The 20,343-nt window shown below is 67.7% G+C and carries 22 protein-coding genes; 4 read left to right on the plus strand and 18 right to left on the minus strand.

Going from position 1 to position 20,343, the window contains the following annotated elements; genetic code table 11:
* Positions 1-2 precede the first annotated feature (2 nt).
* Genes ACWPWT_RS05240 through ACWPWT_RS05280 form a run of 9 tightly spaced genes read right to left on the minus strand, consistent with a single transcriptional unit; the run spans position 3 to position 9,273 of the window.
* Positions 3-707, minus strand: a complete 705-nt coding sequence (locus ACWPWT_RS05240; protein ID WP_454278829.1) for a flagellar basal body-associated FliL family protein — start codon at positions 705-707, stop codon at positions 3-5.
* 3 nt (positions 708-710) lie between these two features.
* Complete coding sequence (locus tag ACWPWT_RS05245) at positions 711-2,120, minus strand: flagellar hook-length control protein FliK (RefSeq protein ID WP_454278830.1); 1,410 nt, start codon at positions 2,118-2,120, stop codon at positions 711-713.
* A 13-nt stretch (positions 2,121-2,133) separates the two neighbouring features.
* Entirely contained in the window at positions 2,134-2,574 is a 441-nt protein-coding gene (locus ACWPWT_RS05250) for a hypothetical protein (RefSeq protein ID WP_454278831.1), read from the minus strand.
* 10 nt (positions 2,575-2,584) lie between these two features.
* On the minus strand, positions 2,585-3,922 hold the full coding sequence (locus ACWPWT_RS05255) for a FliI/YscN family ATPase (protein WP_454278832.1): 1,338 nt from the start codon (positions 3,920-3,922) through the stop codon (positions 2,585-2,587).
* Complete coding sequence (locus ACWPWT_RS05260) at positions 3,916-4,740, minus strand: FliH/SctL family protein (RefSeq protein WP_454278833.1); 825 nt, start codon at positions 4,738-4,740, stop codon at positions 3,916-3,918. The genes ACWPWT_RS05255 and ACWPWT_RS05260 overlap by 7 nt, the downstream gene beginning before the upstream one ends.
* Entirely contained in the window at positions 4,733-5,761 is a 1,029-nt protein-coding gene (fliG, locus tag ACWPWT_RS05265) for a flagellar motor switch protein FliG (RefSeq protein WP_454278834.1), read from the minus strand. Before fliG ends, ACWPWT_RS05260 begins: the two co-directional genes overlap by 8 nt.
* Positions 5,758-7,614 (minus strand): flagellar basal-body MS-ring/collar protein FliF, encoded by a 1,857-nt coding sequence (fliF, locus tag ACWPWT_RS05270; RefSeq protein ID WP_454278835.1) that lies wholly within the window; start codon positions 7,612-7,614, stop codon positions 5,758-5,760. The genes fliG and fliF overlap by 4 nt, the downstream gene beginning before the upstream one ends.
* 1 nt (position 7,615) lies before the next feature.
* Positions 7,616-7,993 (minus strand): flagellar hook-basal body complex protein FliE, encoded by a 378-nt coding sequence (fliE, locus tag ACWPWT_RS05275; protein ID WP_454278836.1) that lies wholly within the window; start codon positions 7,991-7,993, stop codon positions 7,616-7,618.
* The gene (locus ACWPWT_RS05280; RefSeq protein WP_261268555.1) at positions 7,990-9,273 is read right to left on the minus strand and encodes a sigma-54 interaction domain-containing protein; all 1,284 of its coding nucleotides are present in this window, start codon (positions 9,271-9,273) and stop codon (positions 7,990-7,992) included. The genes fliE and ACWPWT_RS05280 overlap by 4 nt, the downstream gene beginning before the upstream one ends.
* A gap of 297 nt (positions 9,274-9,570) precedes the next feature.
* Between ACWPWT_RS05280 and ACWPWT_RS05285 the strand changes: the two genes are divergently transcribed.
* Together ACWPWT_RS05285 and ACWPWT_RS05290 are read left to right on the plus strand one after the other, a co-directional pair.
* Positions 9,571-10,413, plus strand: a complete 843-nt coding sequence (locus ACWPWT_RS05285) for a flagellin N-terminal helical domain-containing protein (RefSeq protein WP_454278837.1) — start codon at positions 9,571-9,573, stop codon at positions 10,411-10,413.
* Between the two features lie 200 nt (positions 10,414-10,613).
* On the plus strand, positions 10,614-11,450 hold the full coding sequence (locus ACWPWT_RS05290; RefSeq protein ID WP_454278838.1) for a flagellin N-terminal helical domain-containing protein: 837 nt from the start codon (positions 10,614-10,616) through the stop codon (positions 11,448-11,450).
* 144 nt (positions 11,451-11,594) lie between these two features.
* On the opposite strand, the gene ACWPWT_RS05295 is transcribed toward ACWPWT_RS05290, so the two are convergent.
* From ACWPWT_RS05295 to ACWPWT_RS05335, 9 genes are all read right to left on the minus strand, one after another.
* Entirely contained in the window at positions 11,595-12,824 is a 1,230-nt protein-coding gene (locus tag ACWPWT_RS05295) for an ABC transporter permease (protein ID WP_454278839.1), read from the minus strand.
* A gap of 101 nt (positions 12,825-12,925) precedes the next feature.
* Positions 12,926-13,735, minus strand: coding sequence for a sigma-70 family RNA polymerase sigma factor (locus ACWPWT_RS05300; RefSeq protein WP_454278840.1), 810 nt, complete (start codon positions 13,733-13,735; stop codon positions 12,926-12,928).
* Positions 13,732-15,813, minus strand: coding sequence for a flagellar biosynthesis protein FlhA (gene flhA, locus ACWPWT_RS05305; RefSeq protein WP_454278841.1), 2,082 nt, complete (start codon positions 15,811-15,813; stop codon positions 13,732-13,734). Before flhA ends, ACWPWT_RS05300 begins: the two co-directional genes overlap by 4 nt.
* A gap of 3 nt (positions 15,814-15,816) precedes the next feature.
* Entirely contained in the window at positions 15,817-16,674 is an 858-nt protein-coding gene (locus ACWPWT_RS05310) for a lytic transglycosylase domain-containing protein (protein ID WP_261268561.1), read from the minus strand.
* Positions 16,675-16,905: 231 nt separating this feature from the next.
* Positions 16,906-17,217 carry a flagellar protein FlgN gene (locus ACWPWT_RS05315; protein ID WP_261268562.1) on the minus strand — a complete coding sequence of 104 codons (312 nt, stop codon included), beginning with the start codon at positions 17,215-17,217 and terminating at the stop codon, positions 16,906-16,908.
* Positions 17,204-17,503 (minus strand): flagellar biosynthesis anti-sigma factor FlgM, encoded by a 300-nt coding sequence (flgM, locus tag ACWPWT_RS05320; protein WP_454278842.1) that lies wholly within the window; start codon positions 17,501-17,503, stop codon positions 17,204-17,206. The genes ACWPWT_RS05315 and flgM overlap by 14 nt, the downstream gene beginning before the upstream one ends.
* A gap of 93 nt (positions 17,504-17,596) precedes the next feature.
* A complete protein-coding gene (locus ACWPWT_RS05325; RefSeq protein WP_454278843.1) occupies positions 17,597-18,094 on the minus strand; it encodes a flagella basal body P-ring formation protein FlgA in 498 nt (165 codons plus the stop codon).
* Positions 18,091-18,639, minus strand: a complete 549-nt coding sequence (locus ACWPWT_RS05330) for a hypothetical protein (RefSeq protein WP_454278844.1) — start codon at positions 18,637-18,639, stop codon at positions 18,091-18,093. The genes ACWPWT_RS05325 and ACWPWT_RS05330 overlap by 4 nt, the downstream gene beginning before the upstream one ends.
* Entirely contained in the window at positions 18,636-19,325 is a 690-nt protein-coding gene (locus ACWPWT_RS05335) for a MotA/TolQ/ExbB proton channel family protein (protein ID WP_261268566.1), read from the minus strand. Before ACWPWT_RS05335 ends, ACWPWT_RS05330 begins: the two co-directional genes overlap by 4 nt.
* A gap of 245 nt (positions 19,326-19,570) precedes the next feature.
* On the opposite strand from ACWPWT_RS05335, the gene flgB reads away from it, so the two are divergent.
* Together flgB and flgC are read left to right on the plus strand one after the other, a co-directional pair.
* Positions 19,571-19,927 (plus strand): flagellar basal body rod protein FlgB, encoded by a 357-nt coding sequence (gene flgB, locus ACWPWT_RS05340; protein ID WP_261268567.1) that lies wholly within the window; start codon positions 19,571-19,573, stop codon positions 19,925-19,927.
* 3 nt (positions 19,928-19,930) lie between these two features.
* On the plus strand, positions 19,931-20,341 hold the full coding sequence (gene flgC, locus ACWPWT_RS05345; RefSeq protein ID WP_261268568.1) for a flagellar basal body rod protein FlgC: 411 nt from the start codon (positions 19,931-19,933) through the stop codon (positions 20,339-20,341).
* The last annotated feature ends 2 nt before the right edge of the window (positions 20,342-20,343 follow it).

A 20,343-nucleotide genomic window follows, 5' to 3' on the forward strand; every position in this document is an offset into this window, starting at 1 on the left:
CCTCACTGAACAACGAAATTGGTAAAGTAGACGTTAGCGATGCCGCCGAATCCCTCCTTTTGCCGCAGAATCTCGTTGATCGAGTCGACCAGCTTGCGTTGCAGCTGGCGCTTGCCGTCGCTGGAGAAGACCGCTTCCTCATCGGCATCGCCCAGCGTCATCAGGATCGCCGAACGGACCGCCAGGTCGTTGGTCTTCAGATTGTTGATGACCGTGTCGTCATAGGGGGTCGATACGGCCAGCCCGACCTGGATGATGTGGACCGAGTTGCGCATGTTGGACGTGAAGTCCTTGGGCATCTGGTAGTAATTGCTGGCATAGCGTTCGCCACCGTCGCCGATCGGCGTCTTCATGCCGACATTCTCGTGGTGCTCGCCGCCTTCGCCGCCCTCGCCGCCACCTTCGCCGCCGCCATGACCGCCTTCGCCGCCCTCGCCCCCTTCACCGGCGCGCTTCTGCTCGGACTTGGGGACCAGCTTGGGGCCGGGATGGCTGGCGTCGGCCTCGGCCTCTTCCGCTGCGGCCTTGTCCTTGGCGGAGGCTTCATGGCCGCCGATCAGGCCGGAATTGGCGGCATAGAGCCCGGCCCCGACGCCGCCGCCCAGCAGGACGACGACCCCGGCGGCCATGACGATGATCTTGCCGAGCTTGCCCTTCTTCTTCTTGGACGCACCATCGGCTTCGGGCGTGTCTTTCGCGTCGCTCATATCTCAGTTCCTCAGGCGATTCGGGTGGAAGCGGCGGCGTCGGCGGGCATGCCCGTCGCGCTTTCGCGGAATGGGTCGGCATCGGGCGCGGGGGGCCGCCGGAATGGGGGCGGCTGGGGTGGGCTGGTGCTGATCCCGCGCCGACTGGCCCAGATCGGAACCGCTGAAGGCGCCGGCATTCACCGCCATGCTGCCCAGCCGCAACCCCTTGTCCTCGGCCAGCCGGGCCAGCGTCGCATGCGCGTCGGCCAGCATCGTGGCGGTATGGGACTGCTCGGCGGTGAAGTGGATATGAGTCCGGTCGTCGTCGCGCCTGATGGCGACCGCGATCCCGCCAAGCGCGTCGGGGGAAAGCTGAATCCGGGTGTCGGCGGTCGCGGCATCCTCGCGCATCCGGTCGATCCGGTCGATCATCGCCTGCGGCCAATGCTGATGCGTCATGTCGAGCGGCGACTGGTCGGCGGTGGCCGTCGTCGCCACCACCGGCCGCGCCCCGTCGGTGCCGGCCAGCGCGATCGGATCGACCTGCCCCGTCACGCCGGGGGCGAGGGGTTCGGTCGCGTCGTCGCGATCCTCGGATGCGGTCGATAGGCTGCGCAGCGCGCCCGCGAGCAGGCCGATCGTCGCCGCGCCCTGCGCCGGTTGCGTCACGCTCAGTGGACCGCTGGGCAGGGCAGGGGCGGCGGGGGTTGTGACGATCGGCTCGACCCGGGGGTCGGCGAAGACCAGTCGAAAGCCCGCTCCGCCGGCGGCTTGCGGTGCCGGGGGCGTGGTCCCCGCGGCCGGAGCGGTGGCGCGGGTTAATGCATCGAGCATCGCGGTATCGATCGGCTTGACCAGCGTCGCGTTCGAATCCGCGCGTACGACGCGGCTATCCGGTGCGGGGCTGCCGGCCGGTTGCGGTGCGGCGGCCGTATCGGAACCGGATGGCGGGGGCAGGACGATCGCGCTTGATGCGGATGCGGCGAGCGTCGGCAAGGCAATGGCCTCCTGGCCTTGCGCTTTGCCATCCTGCGGAACCGGAACCGTCGGGATGCCGTCTGGTGAGAGCGCAACCAGGGTCGTCGCCTTCGCAACGATGGCCGGGCTGGCGACGATGTTTTCGATGGTCGGCGCAGGCTGGATCGGCGGTGCCACGAGTTCCGCAAAGGCCGGCAAGGCGATCGGCATGCCGGTCGGCAAGACATTGCCGGAGTCCGCTGCCGCCTTGTCGCCGATGTCCGGTGCGGCATCCTCGTCGCCGGGTATCAGCGAGACCGGGCCCGTGTCGGCGGACGGCAATCCTATCGCCAGGAGATCGGAGAATTTGCCGGGATTTCCGGCGCCTTCCGACGCGGCACCGTGCGGCTTGGCGGACAGGCTGCGGCGAGGATGCGGGGTATCTACCGAGAGGGATGAAGCGATGGCTGACATGGCATGATACCCGTCAGCAAGGATCGTGCCGGTTTTGCGAACGGCGCGGCGATGCGGCGGGCATATCCTCCAGCGCGCGCATTTCGGCGCGGATCGCGGCGGCGCGAGCGCGTTCCAGCAGCTTTTCGACCGCCGTCTGGTCGCGCTTGGCATCGCGAGTCTGCTCCGCGGCGCGGCTCGCCTGATGCTCGGCGGCGGCGACACGGCTGGCGGCGGCGTCCGATGACTCGTTCAGGCGGTGGCGGAAATGCGCCCGTGCCATCAGCGCCGCCGCCGATGTCGGCGGGGTGGGCGTCGGGGCGACCGCCTCGACCAGTTGCGCGATGCGATCGGATAGCTGCCGCTCGGTCGTCACGCGCTGCTGCGCCCGCGATTCCTCGGCCATGGTCAGGTTGAGTTGCAGCGTGCGCACCCGGTGCAGCCGGTTCAGCATAGCTTGTTGCCGGTTGGGCATGGCCTATCCTTCAGACGCCAGGCTGGCCGAACACGCCGACCAGTTCCTCGACCGCATGGTCGAGCGGCACGATCTCGTCGGCATCCTGACGGATATATTCCATCACCGCCGGGTGACAGGCGATGGCGGCGTCAACCGCGGGATCCGCGCCCGCACGGTACGCGCCCATCAACACCAGGTCGCGATTTTCCTCATAGGTCGCCAGATGACGACGCAACGTCCGTGCCGCCATGGCATGGGGCTTGCCGACGATGTCGGTCATCACGCGGCTGACCGAGGGGCCGATGTCGATCGCCGGATAGACGCCGCGCTCGGCCAGATGGCGGTTGAGCACGATATGGCCGTCCAGGATCGAACGCGCCGAATCGACCACCGGGTCGTTGCCGTCGTCGCCATCCGCCAGCACGGTGTAGATGGCGGTGATCGACCCCGTGCCATGGGCGTCCGCCCCCGCACGCTCGATCAGATTGGGCAGCATCGCAATGGCCGACGGCGGATACCCGCGCGCCGAGGCCGGCTCGCCCAGCGCCAGTCCGATCTCGCGACCGGCATGGGCGACGCGGGTCAGCGAATCCATGATAAGCAGCACCTTCTTGCCCTCGGCCCGGAAGGCCTCGGCAATGGCGGTGGCGCGAAGCGCGCCGCGGATACGCAGCACCGGCGAGTGATTGGCGGGCACCGCGACGACGACCGAGCGCGCGCGCGCCTCGCCCGCGACCTTGGTTTCCAGAAAGTCGGCGACTTCGCGGCTGCGCTCGCCGATCAGGCCGATGACAATGACATCGGCGCGGGCGGCGCGGACCATCATGCCCAGCAGCACCGACTTGCCGACGCCCGATCCCGCCATGATGCCGACGCGCTGCCCCTGACCGATGGTCAGCAGCCCGTTGATCGCCCGGACTCCGACGTCGAGCGGCTCGCGCACCCGACCGCGATCAAGCGGCGACTGCATCTTGCCCGCCAGCGGCCAGCGGCCCGCACCGCGAATGGGGCCCAGGCCGTCGATCGGCTTGCCCGATCCGTCGACCACGCGGCCCAGCATCGCCGCCCCGACCTCCGCCTCGCCCGGAGGTCCGAGCGGACGGACGGGCGCACGGGGGAGAAGGGCCGCCGGGCCCCCCAGATTCATCAGCAGCGTGCGGCCATTGCGGAAACCGATCACCTCGGCCTCCACCCGCTCGCTCGCCGCATCGCCGATCGCGCAGACGGTGCCGACCGGCAAGGACAGGCCGACCGCCTCCATCAACAGGCCGTCATAGGAGGATAGCCGCCCCGACACGGTCGCGCGCGGCGCAAAATCGGCCTGGGCGAGCGTTTCGAGATAATCGGCGGTGAAGCGGCTCAGCATGAAGGGACCGGCACCTTGTCGATGACCGCCGCCAGCTGATCCAGCCACAGGCGCGGTCCGTCCTCTACGATGGTGGAGGCGCTTTCCAGCACGAAGCCGCCCCGTTCGACGGTCGGATCGCCGACCGGGAAGATCGTCTGCGGCAGCCGCCCTTCGAGCGGGGCGACATCATCGGGATGAACGCGCAACATCGCCGATTCATGCGCCTCGGCCAGCAGGTCGATCGCGCCCTCGATCCGGCTGGTCAGCCGGTCGGCGTCGATGCCGGTCTCGCCCACCAGACGGGTGACGAGCGCCATCACGGTATGACGCAACTGGTTGGCCATCATGTCGCGGTCGATCCGCGAGGAGAGCGCGTGCGAGATGCCGCCGATCAACTGTTCGTCGCGGGACTGCGCCTCGGTCAGCGCCTGGAACTCGCGGGTCGCATCCTCGACACCCTGGGCATAGCCTTCGGCATGGCCGGCGGCGCGCGCTGCGGCGATCGGGTCGGCGGCGGGTTCGGCACTTTCCTCGCACGCGGCGAACGGGTCCCAGCCCTGGGTCGGGTCCTGGGAGGGGTTGGCCGGATGGAAGTGGCGGGGCCGCGCCTGCATATCGGGATCGCGGGGTGCATCGCCACCGGGCATGGGCGAGCGGGGCCGGAAGGACACCGGATCGGCGCCCATGTCGAATCCCACCCCGGCCCCCGTTCCCGGCGCCATGGCCATGCCCGACAGGTCCGACCGGGCAAAGGCGCCCGGCGGGGCGAACGCCTGTTGCAGCGCGGCGGCGGCGGCATTTTGCCGCGCGGAAAAGCCGGCGACGAAATCAGACATAATCGTCCTCCCCGCCGCCCATCATGATCGTCCCTTCCTTGGCCAGGTTGCGGGCCACGGCGATCATTGCCTTCTGCGCTTCCAGCACTTCGGTCAGCTTCATCGGGCCGCGCGAGTCGATCTCGTCGCGGATACCCGCCGCCGCCCGCGCCGACATACAGCCCAGGAAGCGTTCGCGCGCCGCCTCGTCCGCGCCCTTGAGCGAGCGGATAAGCACTTCGCCATCGACGTTGCGGATGAGCGCGCCCAGATTCTTGTCGTCCATCTCCAGCAGATTCTCGAAGATGAACAGGGCCTCCTCGATCTGCTTGGCGACGTCGCGGTCGATCTTGAACAGCTTGGGCATGACCCGCTGCTCGGTCGACTTGCGGGCGCTCGACAGGATCTTGGCCGCTTCGCGCGAACCGCCCATGGTCAGGCCTTTGCTCGTGCCGCTGCCGCCACTGCCGCCGCTCGCCCGACGCGACAGGATCGCGTTCAGCGACTCGATCGCCTGCGGCGTCACCGGTCCCAGCCGCGCGACGCGGTGGAGAATGTCGGGCTGCATCACGTCGGGCAGCAGTTCGAGCACCTGGCCCGCCACCGCCGGATCGCAATTGGCGATCAGGACCGCCCCGATCTGCGGATGTTCCTTCTCGACGATCTTGGCGATGTCGGCGGCGTCGAGCCAGTCGAGCATCTCGATCTCGCACTGCGCCTCGGGGGGCACGATGCGCGACAACACGCTGTCGGCGCGTTCGGGGCCGAGCGCACGGTTCATCAGATTTTCGACGAGCGGCTTGGGCTCGAACGCGATCGAGGTCCGCGCGCGTGCGCAGCCGACGAAATTGTCGAGCACCGCACCAACATCGTCCTCGCTGACATCGGCGATGGAGTACATCGCCTTGCCCAGTTCGCGCACCTCATCCGGGTCCAGCTTCTGAAGGATGGCGGCGGCTTCTTCCTCGCCGACCAGCATCATCAGCATCGCCGCGCGTTCCACCCCCGAATAGGCGCGGGGAGATTCCGTCGCAGTCGTCACGCCGCAGCCTCCGGGGTGCGGATCATGTCACGGATGGCGAGCGCGGCGCGGGCCGGATTGTCGCGGGTAAAGCCGCGTACCTTGCCGATCCGTTCGTCGAGCACGGTCGATGACTCGATCTCGTCCAGCGTGACGGTCGGGTTCACCGCGATCTGATCGCTGGAACCGAGCGCGGGGTTGGCCTGGGTCACGCTGATCCCGGCGGCGGCCAGTGCGGACAGCACGGTCGCGTCGATCGGCACGGCCACGCCGTCCAGCCCGATGATCATCGGCGTGCCGTCGGGGCCGGTCACGATCTGCCCCGGCTGGCCGGACTGGCCCGACCTCGCGCCGTCGGCAGCCCCCATGGGCAGCGCCCTGGTGGCGGCGTCCTCGTCCTTCTTCTTCGTGATCGCCTTCAGCAGCGGGCGCACGCCCAGCAGCAGGACGAGCAGCGCGATGATCAGCGCGGTCGCGTTGCGGGCGACGATGGGCAGCCAGCTATTGTCGTACCAGGCGGGCTTGCTCTCCATGGACGCGTCGGCGAACTTGCGGCTGATGACGGTGACATTGTCGTTGCGCTGCTGATCGAAGCCGACGGTCGACTTCACCAGATCGGAAATCTGGCCGATCTCCATCTGGCTGCGCTTGCCCGTGGCGGGATCGCGCAGCAGGACCGCGACGGTCAGCCGCTTGATCGAACCCGGCGCGGCGCGGGTGACCGAGACTTCCTTGCCCAGGTCATAGGCGCGCTGGAAGCTGTCGGACTGTTTTTCGGGGTTCACGCCCGGACCACCGGCGACCGGCTTCTGGTCGGCGGGCGGGGTGCCCGGCGCACCCGTTGCCGGCTGCGGCTGTTGCAGGGTGCTGGCGGGCGGCGGGGTGTTGGACAGCGCACCCGGAATGCCGCCCGGAGTGGTCGGATCCTTCTGGTTGCCGGTCCAGTTGCCGGTTTCGGCGCGCAGCACGCCTTCCTTGTCATAGGTTTCGCGGGTCGCGCTGGTTTCGTCCAGATTGACCTCGGCCTGCACCTCCGCGGTGAAATTGCCCGCGCCGACCAGCGGGGTCAGCAGCTGGACGAGCTGGGTGCGGTATTTCTCTTCCAGGCGACGCTGGAAATCGATGCGGCGATCGTCGCCATTCGCGCCGTCGGCACCCTTCTTGGACAACAGGCCGCCCATCTGGTCGACGACGGTCACATCCTCGGGCTTCATCCCCGGCACCGACGAGGCGACGAGGTTGACGATCGACTGGACCTGCGCGTCGGACAGCGAGCGTCCGGCATTGAGCTTGAGCACCACCGAGGCAGACGGCGAGGCATGGTCGCGCACGAAGACCGAAGCCTCCGGCATGGCGAGGTGGACGCGCGCCTCGGCCACCGCGTCGATCTCCTCGATCGAGCGGGCCAGTTCGCTTTCGCGGGCTTGGCGAAGCCGTTCGCCCTCCACCGCGCGGCTGACGCCCATCGGCAACTGGTCGAGGATCGCATAGCCGCCAGGCGCCTGCTTCGGGAGCCCCTGGCCCGCCAGCAGCATCCGTGCCCGCGAATAATCCTCTTCGTTGACGGTCAGCGCGCCGGTGCCGTCGTTGATCTTGCTCTTGATGTTCGCGGCGGACAGCGCGGTCGTCACCGCCTGCTTGTCCGCGTCCGAGAGATTCTCGAACAGCGTTTTTTGCGGCGGGCTGGACAGCGCCATCCAGGCAAGCGCGGCGGCGGCGATCAGTCCGATCAGCAGCGCCATCGGCGCGGACCGGCGGACGGCGGGCTGCGCCATCACCGACTTGATCTGGCGAAGCGGGTTGGCGAACTTTTCCGGCAACGGCGGCAAGGCCGGTGCGGGATTGGTCGATGCGGGGGTGAGGGCAGTGCTCATCTTACACCGGCATGCTCATGATGTCCTTATAGGCGGACAGGAGTTTGTTGCGGACCTGCAGCGTCGCTTCGAACCCGACCGATGCCTGCTGGCGGGCCATCATCACCTTGGCGATGTCGACCGTTTCGCCGCGTTCATAGCTTTCGGACAGGCGGGCGGCCTGTTGCTGGCCTTCGTTCACGCCCTTCAGCGCGGTTTCCAGCGTGTCGGAGAAGCTGTTCGCCGGGGCCGCCGGAGCTTGAGTCTGGGCGGCCTGTGCCGCCTGGTTGGCACCGGCTTGGCTTGCCGCCTTGAGCGCTTGATTACGTTCCAGGATCTGGGCGCGAAGCGCCATCACCCGGTCGACGCTCATCGCGCCGCCGACACCGCCGACGCTCATGCCATCACGGCCCGGCTAGACGGGCGGATGATCTCTTCACCCTGCTCGCGGGCTTTGGCCAGGCGATAGCGCAGCGTGCGCTCCGAAATGCCCAGGCGCTTGGCGGTTTCCAAACGATTGCCGCCACAGGCCGCCAGCATCTCGCGGATCGCGGCGAATTCGCTCATCTGTACGACCTTACCCAGCGTCGCTTCCGCGGTCGTCACGGTCAGCGGCGTGTCATCGGTGTCGTTGGCGACCATCGGGCGGTCGAACACGATATGATCGGGTTCGATGGTCGCGCCACCCGCAAAGAGCAGGGCGCGCTGGATCACATTTTCCAGCTCGCGGACATTGCCGGGCCAGTTGTGCATCGACAGCTTTTCGATCGTGGCCATGCTGGGCCACGGCATCACGGTGCGACCGGCGGCGTGGCGCAGGATCATCGTCGCGGCCAGCGCGGGAATGTCCATGCGACGCTCGGCCAGCGGCTTGGTGGTCAACGGGAAGACCGACAGGCGATAGTAAAGGTCGGCGCGGAACCGGCCTGCCGCCACTTCGGCCTGGAGATCGCGATTGGCGCAGGCGATGACGCGGACATCGACCGATTGCGGCATCGACGCGCCGAGCGGGATCACTTCGCGCTCCTGGAGCACGCGGAGCAGCTTGGCCTGGAGCTGGAGCGGCATCTCGGCGATCTCGTCGAGCAGCAGGGTGCCGCCGTCCGCTGCGCGGAAGAAACCTTCGCCAGCCTGGGCCGCACCGGTAAACGCGCCCTTCTGGTGGCCGAACAGCAAGGCCTCCAGCATCGATTCGGGCAGCGCGGCGCAGTTGATTGCGACGAACGGCTTGGTGGCGCGGGTGGACTGAGCATGGATGGCGCGGGCCAGCACTTCCTTGCCGGTGCCGGTCGGACCGTTGATCAGGACGGTGATGTCCGACTGCGCGACACGCTCGGCCAGGGTGAACAGCGCCAGGCTCTCCGGATCGGCGGCGGTCGGCATTTCCGGCCCGGCGACCAGCGCCCGGACGAAGCTGTTGCCGACACCGGCCTCGCTGGCGGGATAGATGACGGTCGTCGGGCGGCCATCGGCCATCGGGATGATGGCGGGCTCTGCCCCGTCGCCGACGATCACGGTACGTGTCGGGTGCGTGACCGCGTCTTCCGGCGTCACCAGGAACATGTCGCCGGCCTGCGGTGCGGCACCCGGTTCGGCAATCGCCAGACCCTGGGCACGAAGCGCCGAGATCAGCGCATATTTCTGCTTAACCAGGGCAGGAGAGGGAAGAATCGACGGCATCGGCTGACAAGTCCTTTCGTGACTCGTCAATGCGGCCTCTTTGGTAAAACCGCGGTTAATTCGGCAACGGCACCGGCAACTTTTTTCCGGGCGCAGGCGAGCGCGGGCGCCCGCCCCCGCGCCGGCACGGGCCCGCGCGCCCGCCCGCTCGCGAAACGGCAAAACCGGCAAAACTTTAGGGCAGATATTTGCCGGTCGGCGGCTAAAACCTGCCGGAATGCGGCCGTTCTCCACTTCGACGGCTCGACGGTCCCAGGGGACAGCGAGGGACCCGTCGAGCTACTCGGAGGAAGAACGATGACTGTTATTGCGACGAACGTGAATGCGATGCGCGCCAGCACTGCCGGCGCCCTGGCCCAGAATGCGCTGAGCACCTCGATGGAGCGCCTGTCGAGCGGCAAGCGTATCAACTCGGCAGCCGACGACTCGGCGGGCCTCGCAATTTCGGCATCCATGACCGCCCAGATCCGCGGCATGGCCCAGGGTATCCGCAACTCCAATGACGGCATCTCGATGGCCCAGACGGCCGAAGGCGCGATGGACGAAGTCAACAACATGCTGCAGCGGATGCGCGAATTGTCGGTCCAGGCGACCAACGGCACCTATTCGACCACCGACACCGCCAACATCAACAACGAGCAGCTGGCGCTGGCCAACCAGATCAACAGTGTGTTGGGCAACACCAAGTTCAACAACAAGGGCCTGTTCGACTCCACTGCAGCCTCCGGCTACACCATCCAGACCGGTGCTGGTTCCAGCGACACGGTGACGCTGAAGTCGACCGATTTCACCTCGACCGGCAATGCCGCGATGAAGGCGGTCACCGGTGGTGTCGGTGGCACCGCGCCGACTGCCACTACGGTCGGAGCGGTAACGCTTGCCCAGTATGATGCGGCGATCAGCGCAGTGGCGACGGCCCGTGCCGGTCTGGGCGCGACGCAGAACCAGCTTCAGTCGGCGGTCAACAACACGACCTCGACCATGACCAACCTGTCGGAAGCCAAGAGCCGCATCGAGGACACGGACTTCTCGGCCGAAACCACCGCGCTCGCCAAGGCGCAGATCCTGAGCCAGGCGTCGACCGCGATGCTGAGCCAGGCCAACCAGTCGCAGCAGGGCGTGCTCAAGCTGCTCGGCTAACCCCCGGATCGGGGGTTGATCCCCTGAACCCCCGATAACTGTTCCCCTGCCATTTCAAAGAGATGGCAGGGGGCAGTCAAAAAGAATCGTCGCCCGCTGCACTTTTTTCCTAAAGTGCGGCGAAAGGCGGCCGTTTTCCGTTGTGGCAGCTCGACCTTCGCCTTGGGGGCGGCGGAGAGCTCCAGCTTTGGAGAACAACCATGACGGTGATCGCCACCAATATCTCGGCCTTACGCGCCGCCAATGCGTCGATAGCCGCCCAGACCGGGCTGGATGTTTCGATGAACCGCCTTTCGACGGGCAAGCGGATCAATTCCGCCATGGACGACGCGGCCGGGCTGGCCATCACCTCCTCGATGACCGCACAGGTCCGGGGCATGAATCAGGGCGTTCGCAACGCCAATGACGGCATCTCGATGGCGCAGACGGCCGAAGGCGCGCTCCAGGAAGTCAGCAACATGCTGCAGCGGATGCGCGAACTGGCGGTGCAGAAGGCCAACGCGACCTATTCGTCGCAGGACAAGACTAGCATCACCGTCGAGCAGGACGCCCTGTCGGCGCAGATTTCGACCATCCTGACCAACACCACGTTCAACGGCCAGAAGCTGTTCGACGGCACCGCGGGCAATGCCGGGTCGGTGCAGATCCAGGCGGGCGCCTATTCCACGGACGCCTTGACCATGACGTTCGGCAATCTCAAGACCGACTCGACCCTGACCACGATCATCGATTTCACCAATCAAAAGCTGCAAGCGACGACGCCGCCCTCACTCGAGGATTTCGACACGGCGATCGCCAAGGTGGCGAATTTCCGGTCGGGCCTGGGCGCGGTGCAGAACCGTCTTCAGTCGGCGATCAACAATCTGACGTCGAACGCCACCAATCTTTCGGCCGCGCGCAGCCGCATCGAGGATACCGATTTCTCGGCGGAAACGACCGCGCTCGCCAAGGCGCAGATTCTCAGCCAGGCGTCGACCGCCATGCTGAGCCAGGCCAACCAGTCGCAGCAAGGCGTGCTCAAGCTGCTCGGACAGTAACACCGGTTTCCTGAGCGCCCTGGCACCGCGCCCCCACTCGGGTGCCGGGGCCAACCGGCTTCGCCTTCGCGCGCGGCACGGTTTGCAGGAAAAACCCCGGCGGTCTTCGGGCCGCCGGGGTTTACTCGCGTCCGGCGAACACGATCATTCGCCGCGCAGGACCAGGGCGGGCGGCACACGCGCCGCCCGACGGGCCGGATAGAGGCTGGCCAGTACCGCGCCCGCCAGCACGACGACCGCGATGATCGCCACCTCATGGGCGGCGATGCCGATCGGCAGGGACAGGAAGACGTCCAGATCCGCCTCCCGCGACGGTGCGATCCACAACGCCAGCGCGGTGATATGGGCGCGCTGGGTCAGGACGCCGCCGGCAAAGGCCAGCCCCGCCGACGCGCCGATCGTCGCGATCACCGTGCCCACCGTCGTGAAGATGCGCGCGATGCTTCGCGCCGACACGCCCATGCTGCGCAACACCGCGATCTCGCGCCGCTTCGATCGGGCGAGCAATGTCATCGACGACAGGATGTTGAACAGCGCGACCAGCGTGACCAGGCCGACCGCGATGCTCATGCCGATCTTCTCCATCGCCAGCGCGGAGAGCAGGGCGCGATTGCTCTGGGTCCAGCTGGTGATGCGATAAGCGGGGCCCAGCCGTTCGCGAATTTCGCCCGCCACCCGCGCTTCATCGGCGGGGTGGGCCAGCGTCACGGCGACGCGGCGGGTCACCGCGGCCGATTCGCTGAGGACCGGCAATCCTTCGACCGGGCCGATCACGACCGGCGGCTGGCCCCCCGACGCCTCGTCGTCATGATACAGCCCGGCGACCCGTGCGTCGAAGAGCTGCAGCGCGACCGCCTGGTCTGGAGCGACCTCCACTCGCCCGATCGCGACAGGCATGCCGGGGAGCAGCCCCAGTTGCAGCGCCGCATTCTCGCCCACCACGATGCTGTCGGGGAAATCGGGACGGCGCCCCATCGCCAAGTGCGCCAGCGCGGGATGGCGCGCGAGACCATCGGGATAGAGGCCCTGCAAGCGAATCGGGCTGACCCGCCCATCGATGCTGAGCGCGGCGGTCATCTCGCGCAGCGGTTCCGCGCGGGCGACGCCGGGCAGGCGGGCGACGATGGCGGCGACCCGCGCCTCGTCCATCCGTTGATGCGCGGCGGCGGTGATGCTGAGATGCCCGTCGATCGGTGCGACGCTGCTGGCCAGCTTGGCCTGTGCACCGTTCATGACGGCGACGACCAACACCAGCGACGCAACGCCGATCGCGACGCCGATGCAACCGATCGCGCCCACCAGCAGGACCAGCCGCCCACCGGCGCCGGGCCAGAGATAGCGTGCGATCAGTCGACGTTCGTAGGTCGCGAACATGCTCTTCCCCCGGATTAGGGGGAAGGCTTAGGCGCAAGGTCGTGCCCCGTTAAAGCGAAATCATGGCGCGTGCGGGGTGGCGAGCCCCGCCGCGCCCGGCGTCACGCCTGTTCGGCGAGCGCCTTTTTCAGCTTGGCATGCGCAGCGCTCTTGATCTGGCAGACGCGCGCGGCGCCGACGTTCAGCACCTGGCCGATTTCCTCGAGGTTGAGTTCCTCGACATAATAAAGCTGGATCACCATCGCCTCGCGCTCGGGCAGGGCGGAGATGGCGGCGATCAACGCCTCGCGAAGGTCGCTTTCGGCCAGTTGCTCAAAGGCATCGGGGGTGTCGTCGGCGAACCAGGGCAGATCGTCCGAATAGACATCGTCGATCGCCTCCATCCGCACCGCTTCGGCCGTCTTGTATTCGGTGCGGAGACGGTCGACCGGCACGCCCAGCTTCTGCGCCACCGCCTCGTCGGTCGGAACCTGGCCGGTCGACTGGGCCAGCGCGGCGACCGCCTTGGCATAGTCGCGGCGGCGGCGCATCGCGCCGCGCGTCGTGGTGGCCTGGCGCCGCAGTTCGTCGATCATCGCGCCGCGCAGCCGCGCCCGCAGATAATGGACGAACTCGACGCCGCGCTCCTCGAACGAGGTGGTGGCCTCGACCAGCGCGACCAGCCCGACCTGAACCAGATCCTCGATCTCGACCAGGTTCGACATCGATCCGTGGACATGCCACGCGATGCGTCGGACCAGCGGCAGGTGCTGGCGGATCAGCGCGCTGGTGTCGCGGCCGATCCCGCGCGCGGCGGGGCGATAGGTAAGGGGCTGGTCCGCCAGCGTCGGATTGACGAGCGCGGGGTCGAAGCTGACCGGGTTGACCGGCTGGGCATTCATGAAAGCGCCGCTGAGAGGGTGCGAGGTCATGCAGCAATCGCCTGTTGCTGGGAGTGATGGGGGGCGCCGATGACGGCGACGACTTCGACCGGCTTGTCTTCCGGTACTTCGAAGAAGGAGAGGACGGGCACGTCGGGCAGGCAGGTGCGGAGCAGCTTGCGCATGGCCAGACGCACGCCGGGCTGGACGACGAGGGCAAAGGGCTTGGCCTCGGCGATCAGCGGTTGGGCGGCCTGGGTCAGCGCGGTGGTGATGCGCTGGCCCAGATCGGGCTCGATGACATGGCGTCGCGATACGTCGGCGCGCATCGCCTGGCCCAGCAGCCCTTCGAGCTGTCCGTCCAGGGTCATGACGCGCAACGGCTCGCGAACGCCGCACAGCTTCTGGATGATCAGCGCGCCCAGGCTGGGACGGATCATCTCGATAATCTCTTCGGCATCGACCGTCCGCTGCGCGGCGACCGCGACCGCGCTGGCGATCCGACGGAATTCCTTGAGCGAGATATTCTCCGCCAGCAGGCCCTTCAGTACCTGGGTCAGCGTGGTCAGCGGCAGCGGCGTCGGGCAGAGCGAGGCGGCCAGTTGCGCCGCGCGCTCCTTCAGCCCGTCGAGCAGCGCCTGCACCTCGTCGGGGCCGAGCAGTTCGGACGCGTTGGAGCCCAGGACATGGTTGAGATGCGTCGCCATCACCGTGCCCGGATCGACCACGAGATAACCCATGCCGGTGGCGGCATCGGCGTCGCCCTTCATGATCCAGGTGGCGGGCAGGCCGAAGGTCGGGTCCTTGACCGGCTTGCCGTTCAGCGTGCCGAACGCCTGGCCGGTGTCGAGCGCCAGCATCTCGTCGGGCGACACCTGGTCCTCGGCGGCGACCACGCCGTTGATGAGGATGCGATAGCTATAGGGCGCAAGGCTGATGTCGTCGCGGACCCGCGCCTGCGGCACGACGAAGCCCAGATCCTTGGACAGCTGGCGCCGGACGCCGGTGATGCGCGCCATCAACGGGGCACCGCGACGCTCGTCGACCAGCGGGACCAGGCCGTAACCGATGTCGATATGCACCTGCATCCCGTCGGTCACGTCTTCCCAGGCGATGCGCGACGGGTCGACCGGCTCGGCCACGGGGGCGGGCGCGGTGACGACCGGGCGCTTCTCGATCTGGCGCAGCTTCCATGCGGTGAAGCCGGCGATGGCGGCGGCGGGCAGCAGGATGAGGTGCGGCATGCCGGGCAGCACGCCCAGCAGGCCCAGGATCACCGCGACCGGCAGCCATGTCTTGGACGCACCGAACTGCGAGCCGATCTGGCCGGCCAGATCCTTGTCGGACGAGACGCGCGTCACGATGGCGGCGGCGGCGATCGACAGCATCAGCGAGGGCAGCTGCGCGACCAGCGCGTCGCCGATGGCGAGCAGGATATAGGTCTTGGCGGCGTCGCCGACGCCCATGCCATGGCTGACCGGGCCCAGGATCAGGCCGCCGATCACATTGGCCGCCAGGATCAGCATCGCGGCGACCGCGTCGCCCTTCACGAACTTGGACGAACCGTCCATCGAGCCGTAGAAATCGGCCTCGGTCGACACTTCCAGACGGCGGGCCTTGGCCTGGTCCGGGGTGATGAGGCCGGCGTTCAGGTCGGCGTCGATCGCCATCTGCTTGCCGGGCAGCGCGTCGAGAGTGAAGCGCGCCGACACTTCCGACACACGGCCCGCGCCCTTCGTCACGACGATCAGGTTGATGATCATCAGGATCGCGAAGACGAAGAGACCCACGACATAGTCGCCGCCGATCAGGAAGGTGCCGAACGCCTCGATGACGTGACCTGCCGCGCTCTCGCCCTCATGGCCGTGCACCAGCACGATGCGGGTCGAGGCGACGTTCAGGCCCAGACGGAACAGCGTCGCGAAGAGCAGGACGGTCGGAAAGGCCGAGAAGTCGAGCGGCTTTTCGGCGTTCAGCGCGACCATCAGCACGGCCAGGCTGATTGCGATGTTCGCCACGAAGAAGATGTCGAGCAGCGCCGGCGGGATCGGCACGACCATCACGAGGACGAGCAACAGGATCGCTGCGGGCAGGGCCATGGTGCGGCCGCTGGAGAGGAACTTGCCCATCTATCAGCCTCCCATGCTCGCCAGCATCATATACGCCAGGCGCGCATGATCGGGTTTGGGGCGCAGTACGCTGTCGCCGGTGGTGGCGGCACCACGCATCCCGAGCTGGTTCATCGTGCTGTTCGCCCAGGCGATGGCATCGGCGGCGCTTTCATTGTTGCCGGTGACCACGGTCGCGTCGTCGCCCATTGCCTTCAGCGCGAGCGCCTGCGCCGCGAACTGGAGATTGGCGGCGCGCGTCTCGTCGCTGTCGGCGCTGGTCCCGGCCAGCTTGTTGGCGAAACGGTCGTAAATGTCGGAAAGCGAGCGGGGCTGACCGTTCGCGGCGTAGAAGACCGAGCGGTTGGCGCGGGCAGCGGCGGGGAATAGCGCCGCGCCGCTGGCCTGCGGGTTGGCGGCCATCGTGCCCAGAAACTTGGTGGCGCCGCCCAGCCCCAGGAAATGCGCCATGTACAGGTCGGTGCCGTTTGCCTCGCGGCCCAGCGTCGACTCCAGCGCGGCCTTGTTGTCCGAGGCATGTTCGGCCGCCATCAGCGAGGCGGCGGTGGGATCGTTGCGCAGCCCCATGATCGCCGTGCGCGCATTGCCCGACACATAATAGCGTCCGCCCGACTGGCCGATCGAATCCGCCGCCCAGCCCAGACCATGTTCGGCGCCATGCTTCTTGAGCACGGCAAGCCAGCTCTGCTCGACGAACTGGTACAGGCCGGACGCCGAGGAGGTGCCCGCACGCGCATTGGCGTTCAGCCCGGACTCCAGCTTGGCCTGACCCAGCAGATAGCCGAAATCGACCCCCGTGCGGCTGGACGCCAGCGCGATGGCCGATTGAATTCTGGCGTGGGAAACGGGTTGGACGGTCATGCTATCTGGTTAAAGCCCTGGTTCGGGCCATAACTAGCAAGGGACGTGCCAATCCCGATCGGCGCTTGGCCGGCGCTGCCCGATACGGGGTTCGGGCATAGAAAAAGCCCGGAAAACCGGGCTTTGCGTCACATCATCGATGCGGTGGAAACATCAGGGGCGGTGGGCGGCGTCGCCACGGCAAGCATAGGTCCGGCAAAGCGGCAAGCGATTGCCGCCGGCAGACGGCAATCAGGCGAAGGCGCGCATCAGCGGGCGATAGCCCGCGCCGGACTCGCCGGTCAGGGTCTGCAACCGGCGACGGACATTGGCCGCCATCAGGTTCACATAGATGCGGCAGGTCTCGTTCAGGCGATTGGCTTCATCGGCCAGCTCGCGCAGTTCGGGGCCCGCCGGGCCGGTGCCCAGTGCGGCGACCTCTTCGATCGCAGCCAGTTTGTCGGACGTCGCGCGTTCCAGACCCGCGACGTCATTGACCTTCAGAGCCGCGATTTCACGATGAAGGGCCTCGATGACCCGAATCAGGGCGTCACGCCGCGTCATTTTTGTTCCAGCTCAGCTTCAGGGCGATCATCTGGTCGGCGATGGTCGCCGGCAGGATCGGAAAGTGACCGTCCGCGATCGCCTTCTTGATCTGGGCGACGCGCTCTGAGTTGACCGGGGGCTGCGAGGCGAGTGAGGCGGACAGGCCGCTCAGTACGCTCGAATCGCCGGTGTCGAGCTTGGCCGGGGCAGAGGCTGCCTCGGGTGTCGCCGACGCGCGGGTCGTCGCGATCCGCGCGACCCTCGTGTCTCCGGCATTCAGCCTTGAAGTTGTTATTTCCACCATGCCCGCACCTATCGGTCCCGCTGACATCCATGGAAACGGCCGTTTGATGAAATTCTTTAGAAAGAAATTCGGCCCAACCCCGTAGCAATGCGGTTATTCGGTCCAGCCGGGCAGGGTGGCACGACCGCTGGACAGGGCAACCGCCTGAATTGGTTGGCGGCTTGCGTCGATCCGCACGGGGAAATGCGCGCCCGGCACGGCGTCCGCCATGGCGATTCCGTCGCGGGTGATCGAAAATCCGTCCGATCCCGCCTCCACCGTCACCGGATCGCCGCGCCGGATGACCGGCTCCTGCCGCACCGCGACGGCGGGCGCGGCGGCGATGGCGGCCACCGCGCGCGGGGGTGCCAGCACCGGTACGAAGATGCGCCATTGCGGAGTCGAACAGGCGACGACCACCGCGTCATGCGCCTCGGTCCGCCAGGATAGCGAGACGGTCGGGCATTGCGCGAGTTTCAACCGCGCATCGATCGGGGATCGGGGCCCGCCCTCTACCCCGACCGGACGGCCGGTAAAGGCGGTGACCGCCGCGTCGAGCGCGGCGACATCCTGAAAACCGGCGGCACCGGCCAGCAACAGGGACAGGATCATCGGGACTTCCTTTGGGATTCACCGGAGAAGACGAGGGTGACCACCGCGCTTCGTCGGCCGGGGGCCGTGGCGGTGGACAGGGTGAGGCGGTTGGCGGCGGCCGGCCCGATCAGCGCGGCGGCGGCGCGCGCGCGATCCGCGGCGAGAACGACCGGGCTGTGCGTCACCGAATCGACATCGGCGGCGCTGCCATCGGTCGCCGCGACGATCGACAGCCGGACGCGCGGATCGGCCAGCGCCTCGCGCGCCCATTCCGCCAGGGCGGGATCGGGATCGAGCGGCTGTGCCGATCCGATCGCGAAGGTCAACGCGGCGGCGGCGACCGGCATGACCGGCGACGGAGCCGGCATGGGAGCGACGGCTTTGGCGAGGGGAGCGCCGGTTCCGAATTCGGCGCGCAGCGAATCGAGCAGCGCGGGCCGCCGCTCCGACCCCATGGCCTGGACCAGCACCAGAAAGCCGACCAGCAACAAGGCCAGATCGGCCAGCGTGATCAGCCAGAGCGGTCGCGACGGCGGCGGGGTGGGAAAGTCGAACTCGGTCATGCGACGGTCGCCAGCGGACGACGCGGCGGCGTCGGCGCGCGGACCGCCACGACCGGCGCCTCGCGCGCGGCCAGCGCGGCGAGGGGCACCTCGATCCGCGCCCGCTCGAACGCCTCGATCCGGGCCGCACGGCGAAGGCGCGCGGCGATGGGCTGGGCCACCAGATTGGCGAATAGCGCGCCATAAAGGGTGGCGAGTAGGGCGATTGCCATCGCGCCGCCGATCTGCTGCGGATCGTTCATCGTCGCGAACATCGCGGCCAAGCCGATCAGCGTGCCAACCATGCCCATGGCCGGGGCCGCTTCCGCCGCGCCCGCCCACATCTCCGCCACCGCCAGATGCCGCTCTACCCGCGCCAGCCGCGCCTGTCGCGTGCGCGCCAGGACGGTGTCGGGCCGTTCGCCATCGACGATCGCACCGATCGACTCGGCCAGATCGGGATCGGTGATCACCGAGCGGTCGAGCGTCACCACGCCGTGGCGCTGCGCGATGCGGGAAAGATGGGTCAGCTGTTCCAGCAGCGGATCGGCGGAATAGGGCGCGCGGAACAGCACCCCCAATGCCCGCACGCCACGTCGCGCATCGCGCCATGGCGTGCGCAACAGCGTCGCGAGCAACGTACCGCCCAGCACGATGGCCAGCGCGGCGGGGTCGAGGAACTGCGAGAGGGGTGGCAATCCGTTCATGCGCCCATGCTGTGCAAGGGGCGGGCCAATTTGCCCAGCATCGTCCCGACACGCGAAATTCTGCGGGAATCGCCGGACGGCTTGCCGCCCTTTGCCGCCGCCCGGCAAGCAAGCGGCAAGCCATTGCCGGATGCCGCCTGCCGTTCGCTGCCGCCGGGGGCGGTCTCCTTCGTGGCGGGGGAATTGGCATGGAGGTTGCGTATCCCCGCTGGCGTGATTGTTTGCGCCGGAAAGGAGGATCGACGATGGCCAATGAAACACTGTTCGGCGTGCATGGAGCAGCGCTGGAGGTGCGGGCGCAGCGCATGGGCGTGCTGGCGTCCAACATCGCCAATGCCTCCACGCCCGGCTTCAAGGCACGCGACATCGATTTTAAGGCCGCGCTCGCCGCGGTCGAGGGAGAACAGGGGCAGGAGCAGGGCAGGGGCATCGGTGCCGCGATGAAGTATCGCGTGCCGATCCAGACCTCGCTCGACGGCAATACGGTCGAGCTGAACCAGGAGCAGACCGCCTTTGCCGAAAATGCGGTCCAGTATCAGACGACCCTGTCGTTCCTGAACGGTCGCATCGCCACCATCACCCGCGCGCTGAAGGGCGAGTAATCCATGGCGAACGCACCCCTTTCCATCTTCCAGGTCGCCGGGCGCGCCATGTCGGCGCAGCTGGTGCGGATGAACACCACCGCGTCGAACCTGGCCAATGCGGGCGACGTCACCGGATCGGCCGACACCGCGTACCGCACGATGAAGCCGGTCTTCCGCACCAGCTTCGACGCGGCGACCGGCCTGTCGACAGTGGATGTCGAGAGGATCGTCACGGCGGGCGAGGACCCCACCAAGCGCCACGACCCGAACAACCCCTTGGCCGACAAGGACGGCAATATCTACGAGGCCGCCGTCGACGAGACCCGCGAGCTGGTCGACATGATGGAGACGGCGCGCACCTATCAGAACAATGTCGAAGTGATGCAGACGGCCAAGTCGCTGATCCTCGACACCCTCAAGCTGGGCCGCTGATC

This window comes from Sphingomonas sp. Marseille-Q8236 (assembly GCF_965112005.1).

Coding starts and splice junctions, on each gene's coding strand:
- ACWPWT_RS05310 (WP_261268561.1), bottom strand. CDS start 16,674: ATGACCGTCCAACCCGTTTCCCACGCCAGAATTCAATCGGCCATCGCG.
- flgC (WP_261268568.1), top strand. CDS start 19,931: ATGGCGAACGCACCCCTTTCCATCTTCCAGGTCGCCGGGCGCGCCATG.
- ACWPWT_RS05300 (WP_454278840.1), bottom strand. CDS start 13,735: ATGACCTCGCACCCTCTCAGCGGCGCTTTCATGAATGCCCAGCCGGTC.
- ACWPWT_RS05290 (WP_454278838.1), top strand. CDS start 10,614: ATGACGGTGATCGCCACCAATATCTCGGCCTTACGCGCCGCCAATGCG.
- ACWPWT_RS05295 (WP_454278839.1), bottom strand. CDS start 12,824: ATGTTCGCGACCTACGAACGTCGACTGATCGCACGCTATCTCTGGCCC.
- ACWPWT_RS05240 (WP_454278829.1), bottom strand. CDS start 707: ATGAGCGACGCGAAAGACACGCCCGAAGCCGATGGTGCGTCCAAGAAG.
- ACWPWT_RS05325 (WP_454278843.1), bottom strand. CDS start 18,094: ATGATCCTGTCCCTGTTGCTGGCCGGTGCCGCCGGTTTTCAGGATGTC.
- ACWPWT_RS05335 (WP_261268566.1), bottom strand. CDS start 19,325: ATGAACGGATTGCCACCCCTCTCGCAGTTCCTCGACCCCGCCGCGCTG.
- ACWPWT_RS05330 (WP_454278844.1), bottom strand. CDS start 18,639: ATGACCGAGTTCGACTTTCCCACCCCGCCGCCGTCGCGACCGCTCTGG.
- ACWPWT_RS05280 (WP_261268555.1), bottom strand. CDS start 9,273: ATGCCGTCGATTCTTCCCTCTCCTGCCCTGGTTAAGCAGAAATATGCG.
- ACWPWT_RS05255 (WP_454278832.1), bottom strand. CDS start 3,922: ATGCTGAGCCGCTTCACCGCCGATTATCTCGAAACGCTCGCCCAGGCC.
- flgB (WP_261268567.1), top strand. CDS start 19,571: ATGGCCAATGAAACACTGTTCGGCGTGCATGGAGCAGCGCTGGAGGTG.
- fliF (WP_454278835.1), bottom strand. CDS start 7,614: ATGAGCACTGCCCTCACCCCCGCATCGACCAATCCCGCACCGGCCTTG.
- ACWPWT_RS05285 (WP_454278837.1), top strand. CDS start 9,571: ATGACTGTTATTGCGACGAACGTGAATGCGATGCGCGCCAGCACTGCC.
- flgM (WP_454278842.1), bottom strand. CDS start 17,503: ATGGTGGAAATAACAACTTCAAGGCTGAATGCCGGAGACACGAGGGTC.
- ACWPWT_RS05260 (WP_454278833.1), bottom strand. CDS start 4,740: ATGTCTGATTTCGTCGCCGGCTTTTCCGCGCGGCAAAATGCCGCCGCC.
- flhA (WP_454278841.1), bottom strand. CDS start 15,813: ATGGGCAAGTTCCTCTCCAGCGGCCGCACCATGGCCCTGCCCGCAGCG.
- fliE (WP_454278836.1), bottom strand. CDS start 7,993: ATGAGCGTCGGCGGTGTCGGCGGCGCGATGAGCGTCGACCGGGTGATG.
- ACWPWT_RS05245 (WP_454278830.1), bottom strand. CDS start 2,120: ATGTCAGCCATCGCTTCATCCCTCTCGGTAGATACCCCGCATCCTCGC.
- ACWPWT_RS05315 (WP_261268562.1), bottom strand. CDS start 17,217: ATGACGCGGCGTGACGCCCTGATTCGGGTCATCGAGGCCCTTCATCGT.
- ACWPWT_RS05250 (WP_454278831.1), bottom strand. CDS start 2,574: ATGCCCAACCGGCAACAAGCTATGCTGAACCGGCTGCACCGGGTGCGC.